Origin of the sequence: Agromyces sp. Soil535 (assembly GCF_001428255.1) — a bacterium.
Taxonomy (GTDB): Bacteria; Actinomycetota; Actinomycetes; order Actinomycetales; family Microbacteriaceae; genus Agromyces.
Map to the genome: position 1 here is coordinate 50,271 of NZ_LMRW01000009.1, position 25,891 is coordinate 76,161.

Consider the following 25,891-nt stretch of genomic DNA (forward strand, 5'->3'; position numbering starts at 1 on the left):
AGGGCGGTCCGAGTGGCCGCCTGATCGGTGTTCGTCACCGACCCGCCCGCCGGATTGGAATGGATCCACCACCGGCGTCACGCGAGGGCCGCAGCGGGGTGGGTGTCCGGTCGGTGCAGCCGGCCGAGCGGCTGAGGCCGCCGCTCAGACGGCGAGCGGCGGGCGACGGAGCCAGGCCGCCGGCTCGGGCGGCGCCGCGGCATCCGCACCCAGGGCGCTGATGCGGTTCTCGTCGTCGACGTGCACGATGCGCGGCCGCCAGGCACGTGCCGCGGCGTCGTCGAACTGCGCGTAGGAGATGACGATGACGAGGTCGCCCGCGTGCACGAGATGGGCGGCGGCGCCGTTGACGCCGATCACGCCGCTGCCCCGCTCCCCCTCGATGACGTAGGTCTCGAGACGCGCCCCGTTGGTGACGTCGACGACGGCCACCTGCTCGCCGGGCAGCAGCTCGGCGGCATCCATGAGGTCTCGGTCGATCGTCAACGAGCCGACGTAGTGCAGGTCGGCGTGCGTGACGGTGGCGCGGTGGATCTTGGACTTGAGCATCGAGCGCAGCACGGTGCCGAGCCTAACGCGTCGACACCGATGCCTCCCCGCCGTGCGAGAGGGTTCGTTTCTTGACACTTGATAATTTATTGACAGCTGTATAGTATCTCGACATGACGATCGAATCGACGGCAGCATCCCAAGACAAACGGGTACGCCGTTCGCGGGCGGCGCTCATGCGAGCCGCGATCGCCCTCGTCAGCGAACGGGGTACGGCCGCGATCGCCATCTCCGAGATCGCCGATGCTGCCGACGTGAGTCGCCCGGTCTTGTACCAGCACTTCGGCGATCGCGACACCCTGCTCCTGGAGAGCGCGCTCGATCTGGTGGAACGCGAGCTGCTACCACGCATCGCCGACCCAGATCACGACGTGACCAGCCACGGGCGCGCGCTCGCGCTGGCACGCCACTTCGCCGACCACCGGGCGTTCTACCGGGCGATGCTGACGAGCTCGTGCGGGTTCGCACTGAACAGGGCGCTCTCGGGTCTGTTCATCCCGGTGAACCGGCAGCTCGTGCAGCGGGCGTTCGGCGACACCCTCGACCCGCAGAGCGCTGACGACCTGGCGAGGTTCCTGACCGGCGCCGGAGCCGCCTTCGTCAACACGTGGGTCATCGAGGGTGCCGACCCGCTCGACCCCGAGGAGTTCACCGATCGGCACATGCGGATGCTGCCGCTCGCGACCGCCGCACTGCGCCACTCGACCACACGACACGACATGGAGCCCGACACATGAACCTGATGAGCCATCTCCTCGAGCGCAAGCTCGAGTTGCCACCGCCGTTGACACGCGACCTCGTCGTGCAACGCGATCTTCGAGTACCGATGCCCGACGGAGTCGAGTTGCTGGCAGACCTTTGGGCTCCACGGCACGGCGGGGAGGGGCTGCCGACCGCGCTCCTGCGCTCCCCGTATGGGCGGGCGGGCATCTTCGGCGCATACATGGCAAGGCCGCTGGCCGAGCGCGGATTCCAGGTCCTGATGCAGAGTGTCCGCGGCGGGTTCGGCTCCGGCGGAACCTTCGCACCGATGCGACAGGAGCGCGCGGACGGCCTCGCGACACTCGATTGGGTCGTGAAACAGCCCTGGTTCGGCGACTCGATCGTGCTCGTCGGCGGGAGCTACCTCGGGTTCGTGCAGTGGGCGGTGGCCGATCGGTTGCCGCCGCAGGTCAAGGCGATGATCCCGCAGGTGACCGAGTCGGCGCTCACCCTTGAGTTCATGCGTGCGGACGGGAGGGCGCTCGAGCTGCCGTTCGAGTGGGGCGTCCAGATCGCCGTGCAGGAACGCCCCGGGGCGATGTTCCGGAGGGGGCGCCAGGCGAAGAAGACCGCTCGCGCGATGTCTACGCTGCCGCTCGATCGAGCCGATGCCGCCGCCATCGGCCACGGCTCCACGTACATCCACGACGTCCTCGCGCACGACGCGACCGACGAGTACTGGGCCGAAATCGACCACTCCCACCGCGTGGCCGACGTGAGCGTACCGGTCAGCTCGATCGGCGGCTGGTACGACATCTTCCTGCCCGGCCAGCTCCGCGACTTCCGGCTCCTGAACGATGCGGGCCGTCCCGCGCGGTTGACCATCGGCCCGTGGACGCATGCGGAGTTCACGAACGTCACCGTGCTGGAGGCAGTCGAGTTCGGACTCGCGCACGCACGCGGCGAGCAACCGGCCGACCGCGCGCTGGTACGGCTGTTCGTGATGGGCGAGGACGCGTGGCGCGACTTCGACTCCTGGCCGCCGAAGGGCTACGAGCCGCATCGCTTCCACCTGCAGGCCGACGGTGGACTGTCCGGCGAGCAGCCTGTGGAATCGGAGCCCGACCGGTATCGCTACGACCCGGCCGATCCCACTCCCGGCGCCGGCGGCATCAGCATCACGAATGGCGGTCGCGTCGACAACACCGCCCTCGAGGCCCGGACCGATGTGCTCACGTACACCACCGCCGTCCTCGAGGAGGATGTCGAGATCATCGGCGAGGTCAGCGCCGAGATCTGGTTCCGCTCCAGCCTCGCCGACGCCGACGTCTTCGTCCGCCTCTGCGATGTCGACCCCGACGGCCGCTCCCACAACATCTGCGACGGCCTGATCAGCCTCTCGGGCGCCGACGAGCTCTCCCGTGCCACCGTACGGCTCTGGCCGACCGCCTACCGCTTCGCGGGCGGCCACCGCATCAGGCTGCAGGTCTCGAGCGGCGCGTTCCCGCGCTATGCCCGCAATCCCGGCACCGGCGAGCCGATCGCCAGCGCGACCACCCTTCTGGCTGCCGAACAAGCGGTCTACCACGACCCCGGCCACCCGTCGGCGGTGATCCTGCCTGTCCGGACGGCGGCCGCGGCCGAGGTCGCGTAACGCTACGCGCGCCCCGCCGACGGTGGGAGGCTGGAACCATGACGACGATCGAACGCCACGTGGACATCGCAGCATCACCCGAAGTCGTGTTCGACCTCGTCTGCAACCTGCACGGCTACGGCCGCTGGCTGCCGTCGGCCGGCGACTACGAGGGCACGAGCGAGATCTCTCCCCCGCCGATGGCCGTCGGCACCACCTACGTGGAGCGCAGCCGGCGCGGTGTCCGGCACGGAGTCGTCATCGCGCTCGCACGCCCCGACGTCGTCGCGTTCCGGCAGCCGATGACCCTGCGCCCCAGCCTGGCCGGCACGATCGACAGCACGGTGTCCATGTCCGTCTCCGCGAACTCGATCGGTGCGCGCGTCACGCGGACGGTGGAGCTTGGCATCCCCAGGCGGCTCGCGCTCGTGCGCTCGATCGTCGTGGGGCGCTACGCCCGCGAGAGCGAGCGGATGCTCCGTGCGCTGAAGGCGTTCGCGGAGATGCCCGGCGATCCTGATTAGCCGCGACGAGTGGCCCCCGGCTCGCTGCCGAGAACGGGACATCCGGTCACCGTGGGTTCTTCCGGTCGACACCTGACGCGCCTAGCGTGAGGTAATCAGTCGTACACCGCCGAGGAAGCCGTTGAAGGAGAAGCGCATGTCCACGAGACACCGCCGCACCACCGCAGCACTGACCGCTACCGCCACCCTGATCGGAGCCGCCGCCGTCACGGCGCTGGCCGGCCCGGCCGCTGCCGCCCCGCCGGGCGACGAGCTCGGCCCCACCGACCTCCGCGTCGCGACCTTCAACCTTTCGCTCAACCGGAACGCGCCCGGTCAGCTCGTGGCCGACCTCACCACCGGCGCGAACGTGCAGGCGAAGACGGTGGCGGAGATCATCCAGCGCGCGAACCCCGACATCGTGCTGCTCAACGAGTTCGACTTCGTGCCCGACGGGCTCGCGGCCGACCTCTTCCGCGACAACTACCTCGAGGTGTCGCAGGGCGGCGCCGACCCGGTCGAGTACCCGTACGCGTTCGTCGCACCGTCGAACACCGGCATCGCGAGCGGCTTCGACCTCAACAACAACGGCGTGACGGTCACCACCCCGCTCGCGCCGGGCTACGGCGACGACGCCCTCGGCTTCGGCCAGTTCGAGGGCCAGTTCGGCATGGCGGTCCTGTCGAAGTACCCGATCCTCGAGGAGGACGTGCGCACCTTCCAGCACTTCCTCTGGAAGGACATGCCCGGCGCCCTGCTCCCCGACGACCCGAACACCGCCGCGCCCGCCGACTGGTACTCCCCCGAGGAGCTCGACGTGTTCCGCCTCTCGAGCAAGTCGCACTGGGACGTGCCGGTCGACGTGAACGGCAGCACCGTGCACGTGCTCGCGGCGCACCCGACGCCACCGGTGTTCGACGGCCCCGAGGACCGCAACGGGCTTCGCAACCACGACGAGATCAGGTTCTGGGCCGACTACATCACGCCCGGTCCGGCATCGCGGTACATCACGGATGACGCGGGGCAGGCGGGCGGGCTGAAGCCCGGCGAGTCGTTCGTGATCCTCGGCGACCAGAACGCCGACCCGTTCGACGGCGACTCGGTGGAGGTCGCGATCCACCAACTGCTCGACCACCCGCGGGTGACCGACTCCATGCCCATGTCCGACGGGGCGGCCGAGGCATCCGTGCTCCAGGGCGGCGCGAACCTCACGCACGAGGGCGATCCGAGTCTCGACACCGCCGACTTCGCCGACACCGCGCCGGGGAACCTGCGCGCCGACTACGTGCTCCCGTCGCGCGACCTGCGGGTGATGGACGCCGCCGTGTTCTGGCCGACCACGACCGACCCGCTCTTCCGGCTCACGGGCGCGTTCCCGTTCCCTTCGAGCGACCACCGGCTCGTGTGGGTGGACTTGCGGGTGCACCCCTGACCGGTTCGCGTGGGCGGTGACGCCGCCCCGGGGAAGGCGACGGATGCCGCGGGCACTGCGCCCGCGGCATCCGCGCGTCGTGACGGAGTCTCCTACAGCTCGACGCTGTGCGACTTCCAGGCCTTCCAGGTGTTGCTCGTGCATTCCATGGTGACCGACAGGGATGCAGGGCGGACCTCCCAGTTGAGGTAGTCGCCCGAGATGCCGCTCCAGTAGTTCTTCGAGGACTCGTCGGCAGCGTCGACGGGGGTCGGGTACTTCGGGTTGATCGTGACCGCGACCAACGTGTCGCTGACGACGCGAACGCCGTGCGGCGCCCAGCGGCCCGCGGCGTAGAACTCGTCGTAGAGGTACGGGTGGCTCGGCGGACAGGTGCCGCCGTAGGTCCCGGCCTCGAAGGGCTGCAGGTCGCCGCGGTTGAAGACGAAGACCTGGATCACCTCGAGGTCGGGGTCGGTCGTCGTCGCGGTCGGCGCGAGCGTCGTGAGGGCGAGCGCCGTGGCGACGGCAGCGGTGGCGAACATCAGTGTGGCTCCAATCGAGTGTCGGGTGGCGGGGTTCCGCCGCCCTGGGCTCGAGAGTACCATACTAGTATATTAGTACGCAACCAGCGCGCCCTTCCGCGGATCCCCGAACGGTCGATCGCGGTTCATCCGCCATTCACCCCGCCGGCCCGCGCACGACGACTCTCCTCCCTACCGTTGCCTCGGCTCCCCCCGGTTCTCCACGCCCGTCCCACAGCGCGGGCGGCCGAGCGGCGCCATACGGAGGACACGTGTTGAAGAAGCAACTCACCCTCGTCGCCGTCGGGCTCTCGACCGCCGTCGCACTGGGCCTCACGGGCTGCGCTGCGGGCGAGGCCGACGCCGGAGACGGCGGTACGGATGCCGCGACCGCCACGAGCCTCGCCGACTTCGGCGACCTCGCTGCGCTCGAGGAGGCCGCCAAGGCCGAGGGCCAGCTGAACGTCATCGCGCTTCCGCGCGACTGGGCGAACTACGGCGAGGTGCTCGACCTGTTCGCCGAGAAGTACCCCGAGATCACGATCAACGAAGCCTCCCCCGACGCGTCGAGCGCCGAGGAGATCCAGGCGGCAGAGACGAACGCGGGCCTCGACACCGCCCCCGACGTGTTCGACCTCGGCCTCACGGTGGCGCTGCAGAACACCGACACGTTCGCGCCGTACCAGGTCGCCGCGTGGGACGACATCCCCGACGAGCTCAAGGAGCCGAACGGCCTGTTCGTCGGCGACTACGGCGGCTACATGTCGATCGGCTACGACTCGTCGAAGTTCGCCGAGCCGGCCTCGCTCGACGAGCTGCTCGGCGACGAGTACCGTGGCGCCGTCGCCATCAACGGCGACCCGACCCAGGCGGGCGCCGCGTTCGCCGCCGTGGGCCTCGCGACCGTGCAGTCCGACGGCACGCTCGACGACTTCCAGCCGGGCATCGACTTCTTCGGCGAGCTCAACGATGCGGGCAACCTGTTGAAGGTCGACGTGACCACCGCCACCGTCGCGTCGGGCGAGACCCCGGTCGTCTTCGACTGGGACTACCTGAACGCCGCGCACACGGCTGACAACCCCGCCTGGGAGACCGTGATCCTCCCGGGCGTCGGCTACGCGGGCTACTACAACCAGGCCGTCAACAAGGATGCCCCGCACCCGGCGGCCGCACGCCTGTGGCAGGAGTTCCTCTACAGCGACGAGGCGCAGAACCTGTGGTTGAAGGGCGGCGCCCGCCCCGTGCTCGCGGACGCGATGGCCGAGGCCGGCACCATCGACGAGGAGCTGTTCGCGGCCCTGCCCGCATCGCCCGAGGAGACGGTCGTCCCGACCGAGGAGCAGAGCACGGCGGCGGGCGAGCTGCTCGGCGCCGAGTGGGCCACGGCCGTCGAGTGACGATGTCCGCCCCAGTCGCCCAGGCGGCACCGACGACCGGCGCGGAGCGGCGCGAGACGCCCGCCCCGCCCGGTCGCGCGGGCGGAGCCGTACGAGGCCGAGCGGTCCGCCTGCAGGCGGCGCTCGGCCTGGTGCCGTTCGCGGCGTACGTGCTCGCCTTCCTCGCACTGCCGACGCTCATCGCGGTCGCGAGCGGCTTCTTCGACGACGAGGGGTCGTTCACGCTCGCGAACGTCGCAGCCCTCGGCGACCCCGTCATCCTGCGCACGTTCTGGAACTCCGCGTGGCTCTCGGCGCTCACCGCGGTCGTCGGCGCGGTGGTCGGCGCCGCCGCCTGCTACGCCCTGATCGGCCTCGAGGGCACGGGCACGCGGGCCGTCGTCGATGCCGCGGCGGGCGTGCTGGCCCAGTTCGGCGGCGTCATGCTCGCGTTCGCCTTCATCGCGACGATCGGCCTGCAGGGGCTCGTCACCATCTGGCTGCAGGACGCGTTCGGCATCGACCTGTTCGCCGACGGCGCGTGGATCTACGAGTTGCCGGGGCTCATCCTCCCCTACCTCTACTTCCAGGTGCCGCTCATGATCATCACGTTCATGCCCGCCCTGAGCGCGCTGAAGCCGCAGTGGGCCGAGGCGAACCTCACGCTCGGCGGCACGCGCACGGGCTTCTGGCGGCACGTCGGCATCCCCGTGCTCGCGCCGTCGTTCCTCGCGAGCCTGCTGCTGCTGTTCGCGAACGCGTTCTCCTCGTACGCGACCGCTGCCGCGCTCGCGAGCCAGGGCTCGCAGATCGTGCCCCTCCAGATCCGCACGGCGCTCACGAGCGAGACCATGCTCGGGCGCGAGAACCTCGCGGGCGCGCTCGCACTCGGCATGATCGCGGTGATGGCGCTCACGATGTGGGGGTACTCGGCCGTCCAGCGCCGCGCCGCGAGGTGGCAGCGATGAGCGGGCCCGGCTTCGCGCCGCGCCCAGCGGTCCGTTGGGCGATCGGCATCGTGCTGGTCGTGCTGTTCGCGATCCCCATCGTGTCGATGGCCGAGTACACGCTGCGGGATGCCGCGAGCGGGCACTCCCTGGCGCACTGGCTGGCGCTGGTCGACCCCGCGAACGCCGGCCGGTACCGGCCGATCTGGACCGGCCTCGGCAACTCGGTGGTGCTGGCCGTCACGACCGTGGCGATCGTGCTCCTCCTGCTCGCCCCGACCATGGTGCTCGTGCGCCTGCGGTTCCCGAAGCTCCGCCTTCCGTTCGAGTTCGTCGTCCTGTTGCCGATCACGATCCCCGCGATCGTGCTCGTGGTCGGGCTCGCTCCGATCTACCTCTGGATCGGCCGCACGTTCGGCACCGGCATCTGGACGCTGGCGTTCGCCTACGGAATCACCGTGCTGCCGTTCGCCTACCGTGCGATCCAGTCGTCGATCGACGCGACCGACGTGCGCACCCTCGCCGAGGCGGCCAGGGCGCTCGGCGCCGGCTGGCCCACCGTGCTGTGGCGAGTCCTCGCCCCGAACCTGCGGCCGGGCCTCATCGCCGCGGCGCTCATCTCCGTCGCGGTCGTGCTCGGGGAGTTCACGATCGCGTCGCTGCTGAACCGGCAGAACCTGCAGACCGCGCTCGTCGTGGTCGGCAAGCAGGACCCCTACGCCTCGGTCAGCCTCTCGCTCATCGCCCTCGTCTTCGCGTTCGCGCTGCTCGTCGTCATCGGGCGCGCCGGTCGTCCACGCGGCGCTCGCACCAACCAGAAAGGCCGGTCATGACCGAGTCCGCCGTCATCGCCACCGCCGACAACGCGATCCTCGCCTCGCGCGGCCAGGGCACACCCGTCGCGTTCGAGGGCGTCGTCAAGCGGTACGGGTCGAACCGGGTGCTGCACGGCGTCGACCTGTCTATCGAGCCCGGCGAGTTCGTCTCGCTCCTCGGCCCGTCCGGGTGCGGCAAGACCACCGCGCTGCGCGTGCTCGCGGGGCTGGAGCGCGCCGACGGCGGCACGGTGCGCATCGGGGGCGCGGATGTCTCGGCCGTGCCCACGAACCGGCGCGACCTCGGCATGGTCTTCCAGGCGTATTCGCTGTTCCCGCACCTCGACGTCGCGGCCAACACCGCCTTCGGGCTCCGTATGCGCAAGGTGGCGAAGGCGGAGGCATCCGACCGCGTGCGTGACGCGCTCGCCCTGGTGGGCCTCGCCCATCTCGCCGAGCGCTACCCGCACGAGTTGTCGGGCGGCCAGCAGCAGCGCGTCGCGCTCGCGCGGGCGCTCGTGACCGAGCCGCGCGTGCTGCTCCTCGACGAGCCGCTTTCCGCACTCGATGCGAAGGTGCGCGTGCAGCTCCGCGACGAGATCCGCCGGATCCAGTTGCGGCTCCGCATCACCACCGTGTTCGTGACGCACGACCAGGAGGAGGCCCTCGCGGTGTCCGACCGGATCGCGGTCATGGACGCCGGCCGCATCGACCAGGTCGGCACGCCGGAGGAGCTGTACCTGCGACCCGCCACGGCGAATGTCGCAGAGTTCGTCGGACTGTCGAGCGTGCTCCCCGCCGTCGTGGAGGGCGGCGCGGCATCCGTGCTCGGCGTGACCGTGCCGGTCATCGGCGAGGTGCCGGACGGCCCTGCTGAGGTGTTCGTGCGTCCCGAGAACGTGCGGCTGGGAGGACCGATCGCGGCGATCGTGCAGGAGAGCACGTTCCTCGGCAGCATCCGTCGCACCCTGCTGCGCACCGAGGACGGGGCGCTGGTGCGCATGCAGCACCCGGCGCGCGAGCGCCTCGAATTCGGGGAACGGGTGACGCTCGACGTGGATGCGGTACCGGTCGCCGCGCGGCCCGTGGAGTGACGGTCAGCTGCCGCCGAGCCCGACCCGGTCGGGCACCGCGCCCATCACGCGCGGGAGCCACGACTCGACGTCGGGCCAGGCGCGCCCGGTCGGAAGGTGACGGAGCAACCCCGCGAGCGAGTCGTCGGCGTCGGGCCACGGGATGACCCGGGTGGGCGACTCGGCCGCGAGCACGCCGAGCCACCAATGCTTCCACGTGACGGGCAGGGTCTCGGGGTGGAGGACGACGTAGTAGTCGGGCACGTTGATCGCGTGCCGTTCGGCGGCCTCGACGGCGCGGTCGATCTCGAGCTCCAGCACGCCGAAGGTCGACTGATCATCGAAGAACTCGACCCAGGCGGCCGCCACGTGGCCGAGGGGGTCACGGTCGTGCACGACGTAGGGCGCGGCGGCCGTGGCAGACCAGCGGGCCACCTCGTCATCGGAGGCGCGGTCGAAGCTCGCCGCGCGAACGTTGGCGAATCCCTCGAGCGCGTGGATGGCCGACGTCGCCTCGTCACCGACGACGACCAGTGTGGTGCTGGCCGGTGCCTCCATTTCCACATTTTACGTCATCAGAACGCGACCAGTCCGGAGACGAGCCGGGCGGTGAGCGGCGCGAGTCAACCGATCCGAAGCACGACGTTGCCCCGCTTACGGCCGCTGTCGACGTAGCGGTGCGCCTCGACGATGTCGTCGAGGTCGTACGTGCGGTCGATCACGGGTCGGATCTCCCCCGCCTCGGCGAGGCGCACGAGCCCGGCAAGATCCTCGTGCGAGACGGGCCCGGGCGTGAAGGTCACGGTCTTTCCGCTGCGACGCGTGTGCCGCGACGCGGTGAGTATGCCGCCGAGACTCGTGATCACGAGCAGGAGCGCACCACCGGGCTTGAGCGAGTGCTCCACCCGCGTGAACGGGGCGTCGCCACCGCACTCCACGATCACGTCGTAGGTGCGACCGCTCGTCGCGAAGTCCTCACGGGCGCGATCGATGACGTGGTCGGCGCCGAGCGAGCGGACCAGGTCGGCCTTGCTCGCACTGCAGACGCCGGTGACGGTCGCGCCACGCTGCTTCGCGAGCTGCACGACGGACGTGCCCACGGCACCGGATGCCCCGTTCACGAGCACTTCGGAGCCCGGCCCCAGCTTCACGCGGTTGAGGTAGGCGAGTGCCGTGTACCCGCCGAACACGAGCGACGCGGACTCCTCGAGCGTGAGGTTGCGAGGCTTCAGCGCGATCGCGTCGGACTGTGGCACCCGCGCGTACTCCGCGTGCGCGCCGAACGACGCGCCGAGCATCGCGATCACCTCGTCGCCGGAGGCGAAGCCGGCGACCTCGTCGCCGACGGCCTCGACGACCCCCGCCGCATCCATGCCGAGTACCCGCTTCCGCGGCCGGAACACCCCGAGGGCGATCGGGATGTAGAACCACATGCCCTTCGGCAGGTCGCGGCTGCGCGTGCGATGGTCGGCGATGCTCACGGTGCTCGCGTGCACCCGCACGAGCAGTTCGTCGGCCTTCGGCACTGGCCTCGGCACCTGCTCGACCTGCACGACCTCGGGCCCGCCGAAGCGGTGGATGACCGCGGCTCGCATCGTCGTGGTTTGCATCATCGTGGCTTCCATGTCGGCACCTACCTTACGTTGTAAGTCTTACAACGTAAGGTAGCGTAGATCCCGACGGATGTCGAGAGGGAAGATCCCGAACATCGTGCACGCTTGTACCGTGGTGAGCACGAGGGGAGGACGGGCACATGTCGTCGACCACCGAACGGAGCGCCGAGCGGAACGCCGCACGCCGTGCGCCGCTGACCCGTGACCGCGTGCTCAGCACCGCCGTCGCACTGGCGGATGACGCGGGCATCGACGGCCTCACGATCCGCCGCCTCGCCGAGCAGCTCGGCGTCGAGCCCATGTCGCTCTACTACCACGTGCCGAACAAGGAGGCGATCCTCGACGGCATCGTCGAGCTCGTGTTCGGCGAGATCGAGGAGGCCACCGGCGGCTTCGAGGTGCCGGCGTCGGATGCCGCATGGCAGGCGAGCCTGCGTGCACGGATCCTCGCCGCCCGCCGCGTGATGCTGCGGCATCCGTGGGCCCCCGGGGTCATGGACACGAGGAACGGGCTCGGAATCACCACGGCCCGCTATGTCGACGCCGTCGTGGGCACGCTCCGGTCGGGCGGGCTGTCGTACGACCTCATCCACCACGCGATGCACGCGCTCGGCAGCCGCCTGTACGGGTTCTCGCAGGAGCTCGGCGAGGAGGGTGGCGACTCGGGCGACTCCGACGCGCTCGCGCAGATGGCGGAACACGTGCCGCACCTCGCTGCCATGCTCTCCGTCGTCGCCCACGACGACCCCGACTCCACCCTCGGCTGGTGCGACGACCAGTTCGAGTTCGAGTTCGGGCTCGACATCCTGCTCGACGGGCTGGAGCGTGCGCGACGGCGCGAGGCCGAAGGAGTCGAGTAGGGCGGAGCGGTGCCGGCGCCGCTCAGGTCGCGAGGCGCAGGGCGGCCGCGCGCTCGTCGAGGTCGGGCAGCACCTCGGCCGCGTCGACGCCGCCGACGGTGAGCACGCGCCATCCGTCGCCCTCGAATCGCACGAACGACGACGACGCGTTGTCGAGCCGCGGGTAGTGCCGTGCATCGTGCCCGGTGATGGCGGCGAGCGTGTAGCGGATCAGCGTGCCGTGCGCGACCGCGAGCACGCGCGCGCCCGGGTGGTCGTGGCCGATGCGCTCGAGCCCCCGGATGCCGCGGGCTCCCACTTCGTCGTCGGGCTCCTTGCCGGCGAAGTCGCGGTCGGGCCAGCGCGTGTCGAGCTCGGCGACGAGCGTGCCCTCCGCCGCTCCGAAGTCCTGCTCGATGAGCTCGTCGTAGCCGCCGCCGAGCGGCACGTCGAGCGCCGTCGCGATGATCTCGGCCGTCTCGCGCGCCCGGCCGAGCGGTGAGCTCACGACCGCGTCCCACGGGCGGTGCGACAGCGCGGATGCCGCGGCGAGCGCCTGCTCGCGACCGGTGCCGTTCAGCGGGATGTCACTGCGCCCCTGCATGCGCTCGGCGAGGTTCCAGTCGGTCTGTCCGTGGCGGATGAGGGCGAGCAGCATGATTCCAGCCTAGGCGAGCACGGCTGGGCGGATGCCGCGACGCCTCCGGGCTGTTCTCGAGGAAATCTCCGTGCACGGCACGGATGCGGCGAAGGTGCGGTGCGCGCACGCTGAACTCCACCAACCGATCCGACCGTCAAGGAGACGACCGATGACCGACACTGCAGTATCCGCCCGGACCGACGCCGACCGCGCGCTCAAGACCAAGCACCGCGCGATGTGGGCCTCGGGCGACTACCCCACTCTCGCATCCGATCTCATCTGGGACCTCGGCCCACGCGTCGTCGCGGCCGCCGACGTGCGACCCGGCGAGCGCGTGCTCGACGTCGCTGCCGGCAGCGGCAACGCCGCGATCCCCGCCGCGTTGCGGGGCGCGACCGTCGTCGCGAGCGACCTGGCGCCCGAGCTGTTCGAGGCGGGCCGCCGTCTCGCCGCCGAGGCGGGCGCCGAGCTCGAGTGGCGCGAGGCGGACGCCGAGGAGCTGCCCTTCGGGGACGACACGTTCGACGTCGTGGTGTCGACGGTCGGCGTCATGTTCGCCCCGCACCACGAGCGGGCCGCCGACGAGCTCGTGCGCGTCACGAGGTCGGGCGGGCGGATCGCCCTCATCAACTGGACACCCGAGGGGTTCATCGGCCAGATGTTCAAGGCCATGAAGCCGTTCGCGGCACCGCTGCCGGAGGGCGCTCAGCCCGCACCGCTCTGGGGCGACGAGCAGCACGTGCGCGGCCTGCTCGGCGACCGCGTCACCGACGTGACGGCCGTGCGGCAGACCGTGCGCGTCGACCGGTTCGACACCGGCGAGGCGTTCCGCGACTACTTCAAGCACCACTACGGGCCCACGATCGCGGTCTACCACCGCATCGCAGACGACCCCGAGCAGGTGCGTGCGCTCGACACGGCGCTCGCCGATCTCGCCCGGGCTCACGGCCTCGGCACGCCCGGCGGCGCGATGGAGTGGGAGTACCTGCTCCTCACCGCCGGAGTCCGCTGACCACGTCCCGGTGAGCGCCCGCACCCGGGCGCTCACCGGGGATTCCCCCGCACCACCGCAACACCAGCACCACCACCACCACCCGGGAGACCCCCATGTACCAGAGCGAGGACTACTTCGTGCTCCAGCTCCACCGCGCGGGCGATGAGCGCCTGCTTCACGAGCTCGAGCTCCGCCGAGTCATCGCCGAACGCAGGGCGGAGACCGCCGAGGCGGGCGAAGGCGTCACGGATGCCGCACGCCCGCGCCGCGGCATCCGTGCCCTGCTCCCCCGCCGGCTGCGCCCGCTCGCGCCGCCGCGCGCGATCCCTGACGCCGGCACCCTTCCGTCGTCCGCCTGAATCGGGTCGGCCTGATCGGATGAGGTCCCGCCTCGGCCGATCGGACGAGGTGATTCGAGCCGTTCCGCCGATGCCCTGCCCGGTGAACCTCGCGAGCATCGAGGCATGACCGAATCATCCACCGCGCATCAGTGGGCCCGCGTGCGCCCGGCTCCCCCGGCTCCACCCGTCGCGAGGCGCAGAACCGAGTGGCTCGCCCCCACGGGACTCATCCTGCTCAGCCTCGTGCCGATCCTGGCCGGGGCGTTGCGACTCACCGAGCTGACGAGCGGCGCCGAGGTGACCCCCGACAACGCTCGCTTCTTCGCGTCTCCCGTGCCGGTCGTGGTGCACATCGTCGCCTCGAGCGTGTTCCTGGTGCTCGGGGCGCTGCAGTTCGCGCCGTCGTTGCGCCGCCGCGGTTGGCACCGTATCGCCGGGCGAATCCTCGTGCCGGCCGGCCTGCTCTCGGCGATGTCCGCACTGTGGATGACGCTCTTCTACGACCTGCCCACGGTCAACGGCGTGGCACTCCTCGTGATGCGTCTCGTCTTCGGCACCGCCATGGCGGCGGGCATCGTCGTCGCCTTCGTCGCGATCCGCCGAGGCGACATCCGGACGCACAGCGCGTGGATGACCCGCGCCTACGCGATCGGCTTGGGCGCCGGAACGCAGGTGTTCACGTTCCTCCCGTGGACCCTGCTGTTCGGCGCACCCGATGAGGCCACGCACGCCGTGCTGATGGGCGCCGGCTGGGTGATCAACCTCGCCGTGGCCGAGGTCGTCATCCGTCGGCGGGCGGTCCGGTCCGGTGGCGCCTCCCGCACCTCCGGCCGATCCGGTGCGGCGAGTGCGCCCCTATCATGAGGGCATGACGAGCCTCCTCCGCTCGATCTGGGATGCACCGGCCGCCACGCCCCCGCCACCCCGGCGCGTCTGGCGCGACTGGGTGCTCGTCGCCGTGCTGCCGGTCGTCGCAGTGCTCGAGGCGGCGACCCGCCCCGAGGTGCCGTGGCGCTGGCTCTGGGCGGTCGTGCTCGTCGCGCTCGTGCCGACGCTGCTCTGGCGGCGCACGCGCCCGCTGCTCATGCTCGCGATCGCGTTCGGCGTCGGGTCGATCTTCACCGTGGTGACCGGCGGCGACCCGCAACTGGTCACCACCGCGTATTTCCTGCTCCTGGTCTACGCGGTGGTGCGCTGGGGCTCCGGCCGGGCGATGCTGTTCGCCGGTGTGCTCATGCTCGCGTCGTCCGCCCTCTCATTCGCACTCGGCCCGGCATCGATCGGTGACGTCATCGGCGGCCTGGCCGTCGTCGTCACCACGATCACCCTCGGCGTGGCCTTCCGCTGGCGCGCCGCGGCGCGGGCCCGCGAGCTCGACCGTGTCAAGCTGCTCGAACGCGAACAGCTCGCTCGCGATCTCCACGACACCGTCGCGCACCATGTCTCGGCGATCGCGATCCAGGCGCAAGCCGGCACGGCGGTCGCGTCGACGAATCCGGATGCCGCGGCGGAGGTGCTCCGGGTCATCGAAGGCGAGGCATCCCGCACGCTCGCCGAGATGCGCTCGATCGTGCGCGTGCTCCGGCAGGAGGACGACCTCGAGACGGCACCGAGCCCGGGGATCACCGACCTCCGGCGGCTCGCCCGGACGGAGCCGGGCGGCCCGGTGATCGACGTGCGGCTCGCGGGGGACGTCGACGGGCTCCCGCCCACGATCGCCGCCGCGGTGTTCCGCCTCGCGCAGGAGGGGGTGACGAACGCGCGCCGGCACGCACGGAACGCGACCCGCATCGACGTTCGCGTGCACGTCGGCGCCGCCGGCATCCGCCTCGACGTCCGCGATGACGGCGACTCCACGGCATCCGCAGCGACCGGCTACGGCATCACGGGGATGGTCGAACGGGCGACCCTCCTCGGCGGCACCTGCGAGGCCGGCCCGGCTCCGGGCGGCGGCTGGGTCGTCTCCGCCGTGCTCCCCCGGGCAGGCTGGTCGGCATGACCGTACGCGTCCTCGTCGCCGACGACCAGGAGCTCGTGCGCGCCGGACTCCGGATGATCCTCGACGCACAGCCCGACATCGAGGTGGTCGGCGAGGCGGCCGACGGCTCGGAGGCGGTGGCGCTCGCGCAGAGCCTCCGGCCCGACGTGTGCCTCTTCGACATCCGGATGCCGGGCGTCGACGGCATCGAGGCCACGCGTGCCCTCGCGGGACCCGGTGTGGAGGATCCGCTTCCGGTGGTCGTGATCACGACCTTCGACCTCGACGAGTACGTCTTCGCGGCGCTCCGGGCGGGCGCCCGCGGATTCCTCCTGAAGGATGCGGGGCCGGCCCTGCTCGCCCAGGCCGTGCACGCGGCCGCGCGCGGCGACGCGCTCATCGCCCCGAACGTCACGGTGCGCCTCCTCGACGCCTTCGCCGGCGCAGCAGTCGCCGCGCCGCCGGCGCAGCCGAGAGAGCCGCTCACGCAGCGAGAGGAGGACGTGCTCCTGGCGGTCGCGCGTGGGCTCGGCAACACCGAGATCGCGACCGAGCTGCACATCTCCCTCAGCACCGTGAAGACCCACCTCGCGAGCCTCATGGCCAAGATCGATGCCCGCAACCGCGTGGAGGCCGCCATCTGGGCGTACGACACGGGGCGCGCGGGCGCGACCGGCCCCCGGAAGCCCGACGGCTCCGGTGGGGGCACCGGTGCGGCACCCCCCGTGCGGTCCTAGACTGAGCGCCGTGCCGGGCCAGCGACTGACCCCACGCGAGAGCGCGGTCCTCGCCGCCGTCGAGCGGCGCCTGACCAACCCCGAGATCGCGTCGGAGTTGTTCATCTCCGTGCGCACGGTCGAGAGCCACATCGCCAGCCTGAAGCGCAAGCTCGGGGCGGAAACCCGTTCCGAGCTCATGGCCGCGGCCGCCGAGCGGCGAGAGCATGCGGCATCCGTGCGGCTCCCGCACAACGCGTTCGTCGGTCGTGACGCCGAGCTCGCGGCGCTCGGAGCCCTGCTCCACGAGCACCGCTGGGTGACGATCGCCGGTCCCGGGGGCGTCGGCAAGACCCGACTCGCGCTCGAGTTCGCGAGCCTGAGCGAGCGGGTGCCCGTCGTCGTCGAACTCGAGCACGCTGAACCCGGCGACGTCGTGGCGCGCATCGCCAGGGCGCTCGACCTCGAGGCGGGACCGGGCGCGGATGCCGCCACGACGGTCGCGGTGGCGCTCGCCTCGAACCCGTACCTGCTCGTGCTCGACAACGTCGATCGCGTCGGCGGTGCGGTGCGCGAGATCGTCGCCCGGGCGCAGGCCACCGCGGCGGATCTCTGCGTGCTCACCACCTCGCGCACGCCGATCGGCGACCCCGCCGAGACGGTCTTCACCCTCGCGCCGCTCGGGGTCGAGGGGCCGGATGCCGCGGCCGTCGCCATGTTCCTCGACCGCCTCGGATCGGCCGGGCGGGCTGCCGTGGCACCCATCGCGCTGTCGGCTGCCCCACCCTCGCCCGCGGACCTCGAGGTCGCGGCACACGTGTGCGAGCGCCTCGACGGACTCCCCCTCGCGCTCGAGCTCGCCGCCGCCGTCGCCCGCCACCTCTCACTGCGGGAGCTCGCGGAGCGACTCGACCGCGACTTCGCGACGCTCGACCGGGCCGTGCCCGAGGGCCGGCACCGCACGCTCGAGACGGCCTTCGAGTGGACGTGGGACCTCCTGACCGAGGACGAACGCGAGGTGCTCTGCCGGCTCGCGGCCCTCCCTCGCACCTTCGACGTCGACCTCGCCGTCGCGGTGACGCACCCGGGGGCCGAGGGCGTGGTGCTGCGGCTGCTCGACCACTCCATGCTCGTGCCGACCGGAGGGCATCCGCGGCGGTTCCGCCTGCTCGCGGTGCTGCGCGAGTTCGTGCGGGCGCGCACCGATCCCACCGTCATCCACGAGGTGCTCGAGCGGCACGCCGAGTACGTCGACGTCGTGGTCACCGAGTTCGCGAGCCACGCCCGAACCGACGACAGCGCCGAGGCGATGCACATGTCGGAGACCCTCTGCCCCGAGGTCAACGCGGCCGCGCGGTGGGCGCTCGCGGCGCGGCATCCGTCGGCGGTCTCGCTCGCCGCGTCCCTCGCCATCGGCGTCGAGCAGTACGGATCGGACGTCGACAGCGTGCGCACCCTCGCGATGGCCGCGCACGACGAAGGCGTGGTCGCCGCGGCATCGGTGCAGCAGCTGCTCGACCTCGGCATCGGGCTGTCGTTCCTCGACCTGCACCTCGTCGACGACCTGGCGCGGCGCGCGCTGGCGATCGCCGGCGATCCGCCGTCGCGCCTCGCAGCCAACCACCTCGCGGGCATCGCCGACGCCTACCTCGACCGGCTCGACGACGCGCTCGCACACCTCGACACCGCAGAACGGCTCGCGATCGAGCTCGGCGAGACGTGGCAGCTGGCGGCCGTGCACCAGATGCGCGGCGTCGCCTTCCGCCGCGCCTCGCCACCGGACTCCGCGCGTGCCGTCGTCGAGTTCGACGCGGCGATGCGCCGCTACACCCTCGCAGGCGATGCCATGCACGCCAACAACGCGCGCTTCATGATGGCCTTCTCCGCAGCCGAGGACGGCCTCGAACCCGAGCGGGCCGCGCAGTGGGCGGGCGAATGCGCCGTGTACGCGCGCTCGACCGGCAACCAGCACGAGCTCGCGCACGCGCACCTCGTGCAGGCCATGCTGCGAACGGATGCGGCGACCGCCGCCGCACCCTCCGAGCCGAGCGTCGCGGTCGCCGATGCCGACGACCTCGACGAGCTCACCGCCACGTTCCGCCACCTCGGCGACCTCCGTTGCGTCACGCGCAGCCTGCTGCTCCGCGCGCGTCTCGCCGACCCCGACGCACGCGTCGCTCTCCTCTCCCAGGCGCTCGAGGCGGCGGATGCCGCGGGCGACCGCACCCACCAGGCCATGGCGCTCACCCGACTGGTCGGCGTGCACTGGGCGCGCGGCGACCGTGTCGCGACCCTCGCCACGCTCGACCGCCTCGCGGACGTCGCGGGATTCGACGTGGCATCCGCCGCCTGCCCGCCCGAACTCGCCGGCGATCTGGCCGTCGCAGCGCCGGCGCTCGCGTCGCGTCAGCCGTGAGCTCGCGTCAGCCCTGAGGATTCCCCCCGCAGCCGCCCCACATGCCGTGACGATCCGGAGCGACGTCGTCCACGGTGAGCACGTCTCCCTCGAGCGTCACGATGAATGCGGTGTCGCCGACGAACGAGAGTGACGTCGGCAGGTCGAGGCCGTCGACGATGACTGTGAACGTGCCGTCGCCGTTGACGCGCAGCAGTTCACCGCTCTCAGGCAGTGCCGGCGAGCCGGCCGGCACCTCGCCGGGCGAGTCGCCCTGCGAGAGTGCGTACAGGCCGCACGACGCCGCTTCGACGTCCACGATGAGGCTGTAGCCCGATGCCACCTCGCGGGGCACCGGATGGTGCGGATGCCCCACGACGACCTTGCCGTCAGCGGGGTCATGCGGAATGGGGCCCGCTTCGCCCATGTACACCTTCGAACCGTCGACCTCCAAGCCGGTGGGCACGATGTTGTCGAACTGGGCCACCTGGGTGACGTTGCCCGAGAGATCGACGAAGAGCAGCCGGTTGTGGTGTCCGTCGGTCACGAGGAATCCGTTGCCGAACACCTCGAACGCGAACTGCACACCGCTCGGCACGTCGAACGACGTCGTCGGCGGATTGTCGGTCGACCACGTCGCGAGGTCGGCGACGAGCGTGCTGCTGTCGGCGTCATCGATGCGGTAGATGCCACCGACGGCGCTGCCGCCGACGTCGGGACCCACGGTCGTGACGAGTGCGTACGCGGTGTCGCCGAGGAAGGCGACATCGAAGACGCCGCCGAACGGGTGCGTCGGCAGTCCGCTCGCATACGTCGTCGACGCACCCGTGACGGTGTCGACGCGGATGATCTCGCCATTCTCCCGGGCAGCCACGTAGAGAGCGCCATCCGGGCCTATGGTGCTGCCGATCGAGCCGCCCAGGCCGGAGGCGAGGAGCTCGGCGACCGGTTCAGGGGCCTCGGGCTTGTCCGCGTTCGCGGCCGTCGGCATGAGCACCGCCGGCAGGAGCACGGCGGTCATCGCCGCGGCGAGGAGCGCCGCTCTGCTGTTGCGCATTTCCTGTACCTCCGTTGATCGTCGGGGCCGCGGTCGCGCCGCCGAGGCGGTGGGACCCCCATCGGCGCTGCCCTGCGCCGGATCACGGATGTCGCTGCGCGAAGGGCAGCACCGGCCCAGACTCCTCCTGTCCCGAGCAATCGTCAACAAATCCTCATCTTTGCGAGGCCCCCAAGTCGAGGGCCACCGATCACTCAGCTCGCCGCGCCGACGAGCAACTCGCCCACAGGCGTGGCTGCCTCAGGGCTGCTGCGGCGTCCCGATCAGCGGCGCCTTCACCGGCGCGGCCATGCCGAGGTAGACGACGAGCCCGTCGCCGAACGGATCCGTCTGCACCGGGACCTTGATCCAGTTGTTGGCGAGCCACACGTTCCCCGACGGGTCGACCTGCACGCCCGTATTGCGCTGCAGGCCGTCGAAGGCGTACCCGTCGTCGGCCGGCGAGATCGGATGCCCCGTTCCGCCCGACGGGCACGTGCTCGCCCGCGCGCCGCACAGGTGCGAGAGCCGCTCGCCCGCGAAGTTCGCGACCCAGAGGTTGTCGTCACCGTCGACCGCGATGCCCCACGGCACCGTCATTCCGGCGCCGCCGAACTGCACGACCGATCCGTCTGGGCCGACCTGCGCCACGGTGCCGTGCAGTTCGGGTCGGTCGATCGGGGCCTCGAGCGTCTCTCCGGTGCTGCACGGGATGTCGATCAGCCCCGAGTTCGACACCCACACGTTGCCCAGGCTGTCGCTCGCGGCGCCCAGCGGCTTGCTGAACGTGGAGGAGTCGCCGAACGGAGAGTTCTGAAGCGGAGAGCCGTCGGGGCCGAAGCCGAAGACCTGATCGCTGGCGTTGGCGGTCACGAAGACGCTGCCCTCCGTGTTCTGCGCGACATCGAACGCCTTGGGGATGACCGTACTGAAAACAGTGGCGAGGGAGTGGTCACCGCCCGGGTACACAACGGCGGAGTGGTTGCCGCAGTTGGCGATCCAGATGTTGCCGTCCACGTCGGACTTGATGCCCTGCGGCCAGCTCAGCGGTCCGTCGAGGTACCCGTCATCCGGTGAGAGCGGCTGCCCGTCGGGATCGAACTCCGAGACGCTGTTGGAGGTCGGCGCCTCGGGACACTCGGAGCCGGTGAAGCCGAAGTTGCTCACCCACACGTGATCGCGGGTGTCGATCGCGATGCCGAACCCGGCGCCGTTGAGGCCGCCGCCGGTAAAGGTCTCCATGGGTTGCCCAGGGGCGTAGGGGTCGAGCCGGAACAGGTCGAGGCCCGGACACACCTTCTTCGGCTGGTTCGCCACCGTGGCGTTGTCGTTGACCCATACCCGCCCCAGCGCGTCGAACGCGACATTCCCCGGCCCGTTGAACTGGTGTCCATTGCCGTAGAACCGCAGGGCGATGACCCATCCCGCGGGCGCGTCCGTGCGCACCGGAGTGAATCGTGGGTCAGCCGGAACCTGCGCGAACACGCCCGGCGCGTCACCCGAGGGGTTCGTCGGCAGCAGGGTCATCGCCTGCCAGGTGGTGTCGGGCCGCACGCCCCAGGCGTCGGCGGCCGCGTCCAGGAACGCGTCGCAGTCGTTGGTTCCGGCGACGCATCCGGCGATGATGCTGGCGAGCGAGTTGAACGTCGGGAGCGTCTCGGTGGAGGTGCCGTTCGGGGAGCGGAGCAGGAACTTCGCCGGCGCACCGGTGTCGACGTCGACGAGGTTCCGCGGCATGAGGGACGCGTTCGGCAGGCCCGGGGCGGCACCGCCGACCACGCCGCCCTCGGCGAACTGGGCAAGGGAGTATCCGGCCGCGACCGTGGTCATCTCGTCGAGCACCACCTTGCCCTTGCGCAGGTCGCCGAGCGACGCGGCGAGCTCAACGGTGTCGGGGACCGGCCGGCCCGCGGAGGTACCGGCTCGCGCGGTCGCGTAGAGCACGTCGGCCGCGTCGACCGTGGAGCGCACCCGGAACGTGAACTCGCCCCGGGTGTCGGTGCTCGTCGTCTCGAGGAGCGTCGCGCTGCCGGGTGTCGCACCCGCGGCGTACAGCCGCACTGTCGCGCCGAGCACCGCGGCGCCGTCGGCGACCACGCTTCCCCGGATGGCAGGGCCGACTCCGGGACCACCTCCGGGCCCGCCCCCCGGATCGGCCGATGCGGCCGTCATGGGCACCATGGCACCGGCGACCACCGCCGCGGTCGCCAGGATGAATGCGAGTCTGCTCCGACGCGTCGACATCATGCGGTCCTTCCCCCGAAGTCCGGGCGCGTGGACGGCCCGGTCCGCAACCTTCCGAAGGGTACGCGCATCCCCGCCCGGCGGTCAGCCCCACAATGGGTGAGGATCCTTCGTCTCCCGCATGCCTCCGGCGAAGCCGCGAGGTCCCTGTCAACGGCGTCACACTCCCCCGTCGCTGCGTAGGCTGTCAGGAGTGAAGGTCGTCAGTTACAACCTCCGGAAGCACCGCGCAATCGGCGAGCTCGCGGCGCTCGACAAGCGGTACTCGCCCGACCTCATCTGCCTGCAGGAGTGCGACACCGACGACCTGCCCAAGCACGTCGGCCATCTCGAACTGGCGAGCTCCACGTCTGGCAACCGGCTCGGGCTCGCCGTCTACTACCGGCCCGACCGGTACGAGTTCCGCATCGTGCGCAGTTTCGCGCTGAAGAAGTCGCTGCACGACCATCTCCTGCGACCCGCGCACGAGCGTCTCATCGGCGTGCGCCTGCACGATCTCGAGTCGGAACGCGAGCTCGTGGTCGCGTCCTTCCACGCCGCGCCCCTGACCGCGCTGAACTCGTTGCGCCGGCACCAGATCCGCTCGGCGCTCAGCCAGCTGCAGATCCTCGGTCCCGGACTGCCGATCCTCATGGTGGGCGACTACAACTACCCGATGTTCAAGGACAACCTCGCCGAGAAGGTCCGCGAGCACGGCTACGAACTCACGCTCAGCGACGCCCGCACGTACACGCGGTACAAGTTCTTCCGCGGGCACTTCGACCTCGCGACCTCCGTCGGCTTCGACATCGAGCGCGTCGAGACGCTGCCCCGCGGGTCCTCGGACCACCTGCCGATCCTCGTCGACGCGCGGTATGCCGGCACCGTGGCGCAGGAGGACGTCGTCGCCTGAGCCCGGGCCTCAAGGAACGAGAGTCCTGCCGACGTGGGCGCCGCGCTCGACGCAAGGCTGGCGCAGGAGTCGGGCGAGTAGCAGGTGGAGCTGTGGGCGCCCGGCCGGGATCCGGCCGGGCGCTCCCGCTCGTCAGGGATAGACGCAGACCTTGGGGTCAGTGCGGGACGATGATCCCCGCCGTGCCGTCGACCGTCACCGTCTGTCCATCGCGAAGCAGGCGGGTCGCGTTGCCCGTGGCGACGACAGCTGGAACGCCATACTCGCGGGCGATGATCGCCGGGTGCGACAAAGCGCCGCCCGCATCGGTCACGAGAGCCCCGATGCTCGGAAACACGACCGACCACACGGGCGACGTCGACGGGCACACGAGTACATCGCCGGCTTCGATCCTGTCGAACTCCGCTTCGCTCATGACGAGTCGCACCCGTCCGCTGTATCGCCCGTGAGAAGCGGGAATCCCAGTGATACCGTCCCCGATGGCGTCCGCGCCGTGGAGTCCGAGCTCCATGACCTGCTTCGGGTACCAATCGAGCGCCTCATGGGCCCGGCGCACCTCGGGCGGGAGCGAATCGAGCGACGGGGGCGATCCCTGCTCACCGTAACTCGCCCGCCCGGGATGGTCAGCGACCCAGGCAGCCTCGGCGCGACGCCGGCTGACGAGCTCGGCCCTCGAACGGCGGTCGCGAAGTGCCTCCGTGCACTCATCGATCGTCAGCCAGAAGCAATCCTCGGCAGTCGCGAGTTGCGATCTCGCGACGAGGCGGCGTCCGAGCTCGAGGGCCGCATAGCGCAGGATCGCGAGCGGGCCGCCGATGGTATAGAACGCGTTGTCTTCCCTCACAGGGTAGGCGTGAGTTGCGCGGTCGAGCGCCCGTTCCCACCGGTCCCGTTCGGAGCCGATCCGGGTCGCCAGCGCCTGGCGTGCCGCTGCCAACGCGTTTCGGCGGCCGAGCACGCGATGCATGTCTGCATCGCCGGGCTCGAAGTCGCGAGCGAGTTGATTCGCGATCAGCCCCAAGAAGAGCGAAGGCATCTCCGCCAAGGTGGGTTCCGCGACTTCGTAACTGAGGGTGCGATGGCCGTACCTCTCGACGTACGTCTCGAAGGCTGCGGCGAAGCCTGGGTCGGCTTGGAGTACACGGGGCAACGCGTCCACGCTGCCTTCGACGATCGCGCGCAGCTCCGGTGAGTCATCGACCGTACGGGCGAGTTCCGCGAGGCGACGAGCCGGCTCAGTGGACATCTGCGAGGTCCCGGCCACAAGATCCCACACGCGGTTGTCCTCCCATCCGAGGATCTCCCGCGATGCGGAGGCCAGCTCGCACAGCGGAAACGCCATCGCCACGTGCAGGGTGAAATGGACTCGGCTCGCCTCCCGCACGAAGGCCACCGTGACACCGAGGTGGTCGAGTAGCTCCTCATCCCCCAGATCGACGAGGGGGACTCGGCGCAGTTCCAAGAGACGCCGGTCGAGCATCGGCCGCCACTCGGCGTACCACCGATCGATTATTGCGCCGGGACGGTTCCCACGCATGGCATCGGCGCACCGCCGGGCGCGCGTTCGAAGGCTCGGCATCACGCGGATCAGGATCGGCATCATCCAGGACGGCGGCGCGGGGTGATCCTTGCCCCCGAGCGGCACGAACCGCATGTAGGTCCACCCGCCGATACTCCGGAACTCGATCGTCTCGATCAGCAATCCGAATTCTGCCAGCCCGACGCGGAGCCCCTCGGTCGTGCTGTCGTGCCAGAACGACGAAGTGAACGGCGTCAATGGCTTGGGGGCATGGCTGACCTCCCGCTCCCAGTACCCAGGTGGGATTTCGACGGGAACCGGGCGGTGCTCAGGAGGAAGTGTCGAGATGGGGCGCGCCTGCAGCAGGTGGGGAGTCTCGCCGACCATCGCCCACTCGATGTCCTGCGGCGTGCCGAAATACGCTTCGACGGCGCGGGCCAGTTCCGCCACCCGCGATACACGCGCGGCATCCAACACCCCGGTGTTCAGCGATGCAAGAGCGGTACGACCGTGGCCCACCATCCACTGCTCACCGTCGACCTCCCCGGCCATGAGGCGGTCGGCCAGACCGGCAATCGCGTTGATCACGACCTCCCCGCGGTCACCGGTCACCGGGTTCGCGCTGAACGCCACACCCGCAACATCCGCCTGCACCATCCGCTGTACGAGCACGGCCATGGCAGGGATCCCCCGGCCACCGCTCTTCCCGTGGTAGCGGGCGACGTGAACATCGAATGCCGACGACCAGCACCGCAGGAGCGCCGCCACGACGTCGTCGGCACTGTCGACGGCCAGCACGGTCTCGTACTGACCGGCGTAGGATGCCTCGCCGAGATCTTCGGCGACACCTGACGAGCGCACCGCGACCGGGCCGCCGAGGCGAGTGAAGGAACGCTCGATCTCCTCTTCGATGTCGCGCGGGAGCGGCGTGGCACGCACGATCTCGGCTTTGGTGCCACTGCGGAACCCGTTGCGAGCGGTGAACGATGAGAAGGCCGCGGTCGTGATCACGAAGCCGTTCGGCACTCGAAAGCCCGCTTGCATCAGGGCCGCGAGGTTTGCCGCCTTTCCGCCGATCTGCACGATCGGGAGGCCGGCCGCCTGTTCGAGCGGGACGACAATCGATGTGATGACGCCCATGTCACCCTCCG

General features: G+C 70.8%; 24 protein-coding genes. 16 read left to right on the top strand and 8 right to left on the bottom strand.

Features of this window, described 5'->3' with window-relative positions:
• Positions 1 to 144 precede the first annotated feature (144 nt).
• Positions 145 to 561 carry an aspartate 1-decarboxylase gene (gene panD, locus ASG80_RS08505; RefSeq protein WP_056729749.1) on the bottom strand — a complete coding sequence of 139 codons (417 nt, stop codon included), beginning with the start codon at positions 559 to 561 and terminating at the stop codon, positions 145 to 147.
• 101 nt (positions 562 to 662) lie between these two features.
• Between panD and ASG80_RS08510 the strand changes: the two genes are divergently transcribed.
• From ASG80_RS08510 to ASG80_RS08525, 4 genes are all read left to right on the top strand, one after another.
• Positions 663 to 1,286 carry a TetR/AcrR family transcriptional regulator gene (locus tag ASG80_RS08510; protein ID WP_056729750.1) on the top strand — a complete coding sequence of 208 codons (624 nt, stop codon included), beginning with the start codon at positions 663 to 665 and terminating at the stop codon, positions 1,284 to 1,286.
• Complete coding sequence (locus ASG80_RS08515) at positions 1,283 to 2,905, top strand: CocE/NonD family hydrolase (RefSeq protein WP_056729751.1); 1,623 nt, start codon at positions 1,283 to 1,285, stop codon at positions 2,903 to 2,905. Before ASG80_RS08510 ends, ASG80_RS08515 begins: the two co-directional genes overlap by 4 nt.
• Positions 2,906 to 2,943: 38 nt before the next feature.
• Positions 2,944 to 3,408: an SRPBCC family protein gene (locus tag ASG80_RS08520; RefSeq protein ID WP_056729752.1), complete on the top strand. Its 465-nt coding sequence runs from the start codon at positions 2,944 to 2,946 to the stop codon at positions 3,406 to 3,408.
• A gap of 136 nt (positions 3,409 to 3,544) precedes the next feature.
• A complete protein-coding gene (locus ASG80_RS08525; RefSeq protein WP_082589968.1) occupies positions 3,545 to 4,819 on the top strand; it encodes an endonuclease/exonuclease/phosphatase family protein in 1,275 nt (424 codons plus the stop codon).
• Between the two features lie 92 nt (positions 4,820 to 4,911).
• Here the strand turns inward: ASG80_RS08525 and ASG80_RS08530 are convergent, their stop codons facing one another.
• Positions 4,912 to 5,343 (bottom strand): hypothetical protein, encoded by a 432-nt coding sequence (locus ASG80_RS08530; RefSeq protein WP_056729753.1) that lies wholly within the window; start codon positions 5,341 to 5,343, stop codon positions 4,912 to 4,914.
• Positions 5,344 to 5,597: 254 nt separating this feature from the next.
• On the opposite strand from ASG80_RS08530, the gene ASG80_RS08535 reads away from it, so the two are divergent.
• The 4 genes from ASG80_RS08535 to ASG80_RS08550 are packed head-to-tail and all read left to right on the top strand — an operon-like array spanning position 5,598 to position 9,554.
• Complete coding sequence (locus ASG80_RS08535; RefSeq protein ID WP_056729785.1) at positions 5,598 to 6,719, top strand: ABC transporter substrate-binding protein; 1,122 nt, start codon at positions 5,598 to 5,600, stop codon at positions 6,717 to 6,719.
• 2 nt (positions 6,720 to 6,721) lie between these two features.
• The gene (locus ASG80_RS08540) at positions 6,722 to 7,666 is read left to right on the top strand and encodes an ABC transporter permease subunit (RefSeq protein WP_235508247.1); all 945 of its coding nucleotides are present in this window, start codon (positions 6,722 to 6,724) and stop codon (positions 7,664 to 7,666) included.
• Positions 7,663 to 8,478 (top strand): ABC transporter permease, encoded by an 816-nt coding sequence (locus ASG80_RS08545; RefSeq protein ID WP_056729786.1) that lies wholly within the window; start codon positions 7,663 to 7,665, stop codon positions 8,476 to 8,478. The genes ASG80_RS08540 and ASG80_RS08545 overlap by 4 nt, the downstream gene beginning before the upstream one ends.
• Entirely contained in the window at positions 8,475 to 9,554 is a 1,080-nt protein-coding gene (locus tag ASG80_RS08550; protein ID WP_056729755.1) for an ABC transporter ATP-binding protein, read from the top strand. The genes ASG80_RS08545 and ASG80_RS08550 overlap by 4 nt, the downstream gene beginning before the upstream one ends.
• A gap of 3 nt (positions 9,555 to 9,557) precedes the next feature.
• Here ASG80_RS08550 and ASG80_RS08555 read toward each other — a convergent pair whose 3' ends face one another.
• Positions 9,558 to 10,091: a hypothetical protein gene (locus ASG80_RS08555; protein ID WP_056729756.1), complete on the bottom strand. Its 534-nt coding sequence runs from the start codon at positions 10,089 to 10,091 to the stop codon at positions 9,558 to 9,560.
• A gap of 65 nt (positions 10,092 to 10,156) precedes the next feature.
• Positions 10,157 to 11,158: an NAD(P)-dependent alcohol dehydrogenase gene (locus tag ASG80_RS08560; protein WP_200952531.1), complete on the bottom strand. Its 1,002-nt coding sequence runs from the start codon at positions 11,156 to 11,158 to the stop codon at positions 10,157 to 10,159.
• A gap of 128 nt (positions 11,159 to 11,286) precedes the next feature.
• Between ASG80_RS08560 and ASG80_RS08565 the strand changes: the two genes are divergently transcribed.
• Positions 11,287 to 12,006: a TetR/AcrR family transcriptional regulator C-terminal domain-containing protein gene (locus ASG80_RS08565; RefSeq protein WP_056729757.1), complete on the top strand. Its 720-nt coding sequence runs from the start codon at positions 11,287 to 11,289 to the stop codon at positions 12,004 to 12,006.
• A 22-nt stretch (positions 12,007 to 12,028) separates the two neighbouring features.
• Here the strand turns inward: ASG80_RS08565 and ASG80_RS08570 are convergent, their stop codons facing one another.
• Positions 12,029 to 12,643: a histidine phosphatase family protein gene (locus ASG80_RS08570; protein ID WP_056729758.1), complete on the bottom strand. Its 615-nt coding sequence runs from the start codon at positions 12,641 to 12,643 to the stop codon at positions 12,029 to 12,031.
• Between the two features lie 151 nt (positions 12,644 to 12,794).
• On the opposite strand from ASG80_RS08570, the gene ASG80_RS08575 reads away from it, so the two are divergent.
• The 6 genes from ASG80_RS08575 to ASG80_RS08600 all read left to right on the top strand — a co-directional run bounded on the left by ASG80_RS08575 (position 12,795) and on the right by ASG80_RS08600 (position 19,070).
• Positions 12,795 to 13,637, top strand: coding sequence for a class I SAM-dependent methyltransferase (locus tag ASG80_RS08575; protein WP_056729759.1), 843 nt, complete (start codon positions 12,795 to 12,797; stop codon positions 13,635 to 13,637).
• Between the two features lie 95 nt (positions 13,638 to 13,732).
• Positions 13,733 to 13,978, top strand: a complete 246-nt coding sequence (locus ASG80_RS08580) for a hypothetical protein (protein WP_056729760.1) — start codon at positions 13,733 to 13,735, stop codon at positions 13,976 to 13,978.
• Between the two features lie 105 nt (positions 13,979 to 14,083).
• Complete coding sequence (locus ASG80_RS08585) at positions 14,084 to 14,824, top strand: DUF2306 domain-containing protein (protein WP_082589973.1); 741 nt, start codon at positions 14,084 to 14,086, stop codon at positions 14,822 to 14,824.
• A gap of 4 nt (positions 14,825 to 14,828) precedes the next feature.
• The gene (locus tag ASG80_RS08590; protein ID WP_056729761.1) at positions 14,829 to 15,959 is read left to right on the top strand and encodes a sensor histidine kinase; all 1,131 of its coding nucleotides are present in this window, start codon (positions 14,829 to 14,831) and stop codon (positions 15,957 to 15,959) included.
• Positions 15,956 to 16,675 carry a response regulator transcription factor gene (locus tag ASG80_RS08595; RefSeq protein ID WP_056729762.1) on the top strand — a complete coding sequence of 240 codons (720 nt, stop codon included), beginning with the start codon at positions 15,956 to 15,958 and terminating at the stop codon, positions 16,673 to 16,675. Before ASG80_RS08590 ends, ASG80_RS08595 begins: the two co-directional genes overlap by 4 nt.
• A gap of 10 nt (positions 16,676 to 16,685) precedes the next feature.
• A complete protein-coding gene (locus ASG80_RS08600; protein ID WP_056729763.1) occupies positions 16,686 to 19,070 on the top strand; it encodes a LuxR C-terminal-related transcriptional regulator in 2,385 nt (794 codons plus the stop codon).
• Positions 19,071 to 19,077: 7 nt separating this feature from the next.
• Here the strand turns inward: ASG80_RS08600 and ASG80_RS08605 are convergent, their stop codons facing one another.
• Both ASG80_RS08605 and ASG80_RS08610 read right to left on the bottom strand, forming a co-directional pair.
• Positions 19,078 to 20,106 carry a ScyD/ScyE family protein gene (locus ASG80_RS08605; RefSeq protein ID WP_056729764.1) on the bottom strand — a complete coding sequence of 343 codons (1,029 nt, stop codon included), beginning with the start codon at positions 20,104 to 20,106 and terminating at the stop codon, positions 19,078 to 19,080.
• Between the two features lie 240 nt (positions 20,107 to 20,346).
• A complete protein-coding gene (locus tag ASG80_RS08610) occupies positions 20,347 to 22,329 on the bottom strand; it encodes a hypothetical protein (RefSeq protein ID WP_056729765.1) in 1,983 nt (660 codons plus the stop codon).
• 193 nt (positions 22,330 to 22,522) lie between these two features.
• On the opposite strand from ASG80_RS08610, the gene ASG80_RS08615 reads away from it, so the two are divergent.
• Positions 22,523 to 23,221 carry an endonuclease/exonuclease/phosphatase family protein gene (locus ASG80_RS08615; RefSeq protein ID WP_056729766.1) on the top strand — a complete coding sequence of 233 codons (699 nt, stop codon included), beginning with the start codon at positions 22,523 to 22,525 and terminating at the stop codon, positions 23,219 to 23,221.
• A 157-nt stretch (positions 23,222 to 23,378) separates the two neighbouring features.
• On the opposite strand, the gene ASG80_RS08620 is transcribed toward ASG80_RS08615, so the two are convergent.
• Complete coding sequence (locus ASG80_RS08620) at positions 23,379 to 25,880, bottom strand: PEP/pyruvate-binding domain-containing protein (RefSeq protein WP_056729767.1); 2,502 nt, start codon at positions 25,878 to 25,880, stop codon at positions 23,379 to 23,381.
• Positions 25,881 to 25,891 lie beyond the last annotated feature (11 nt).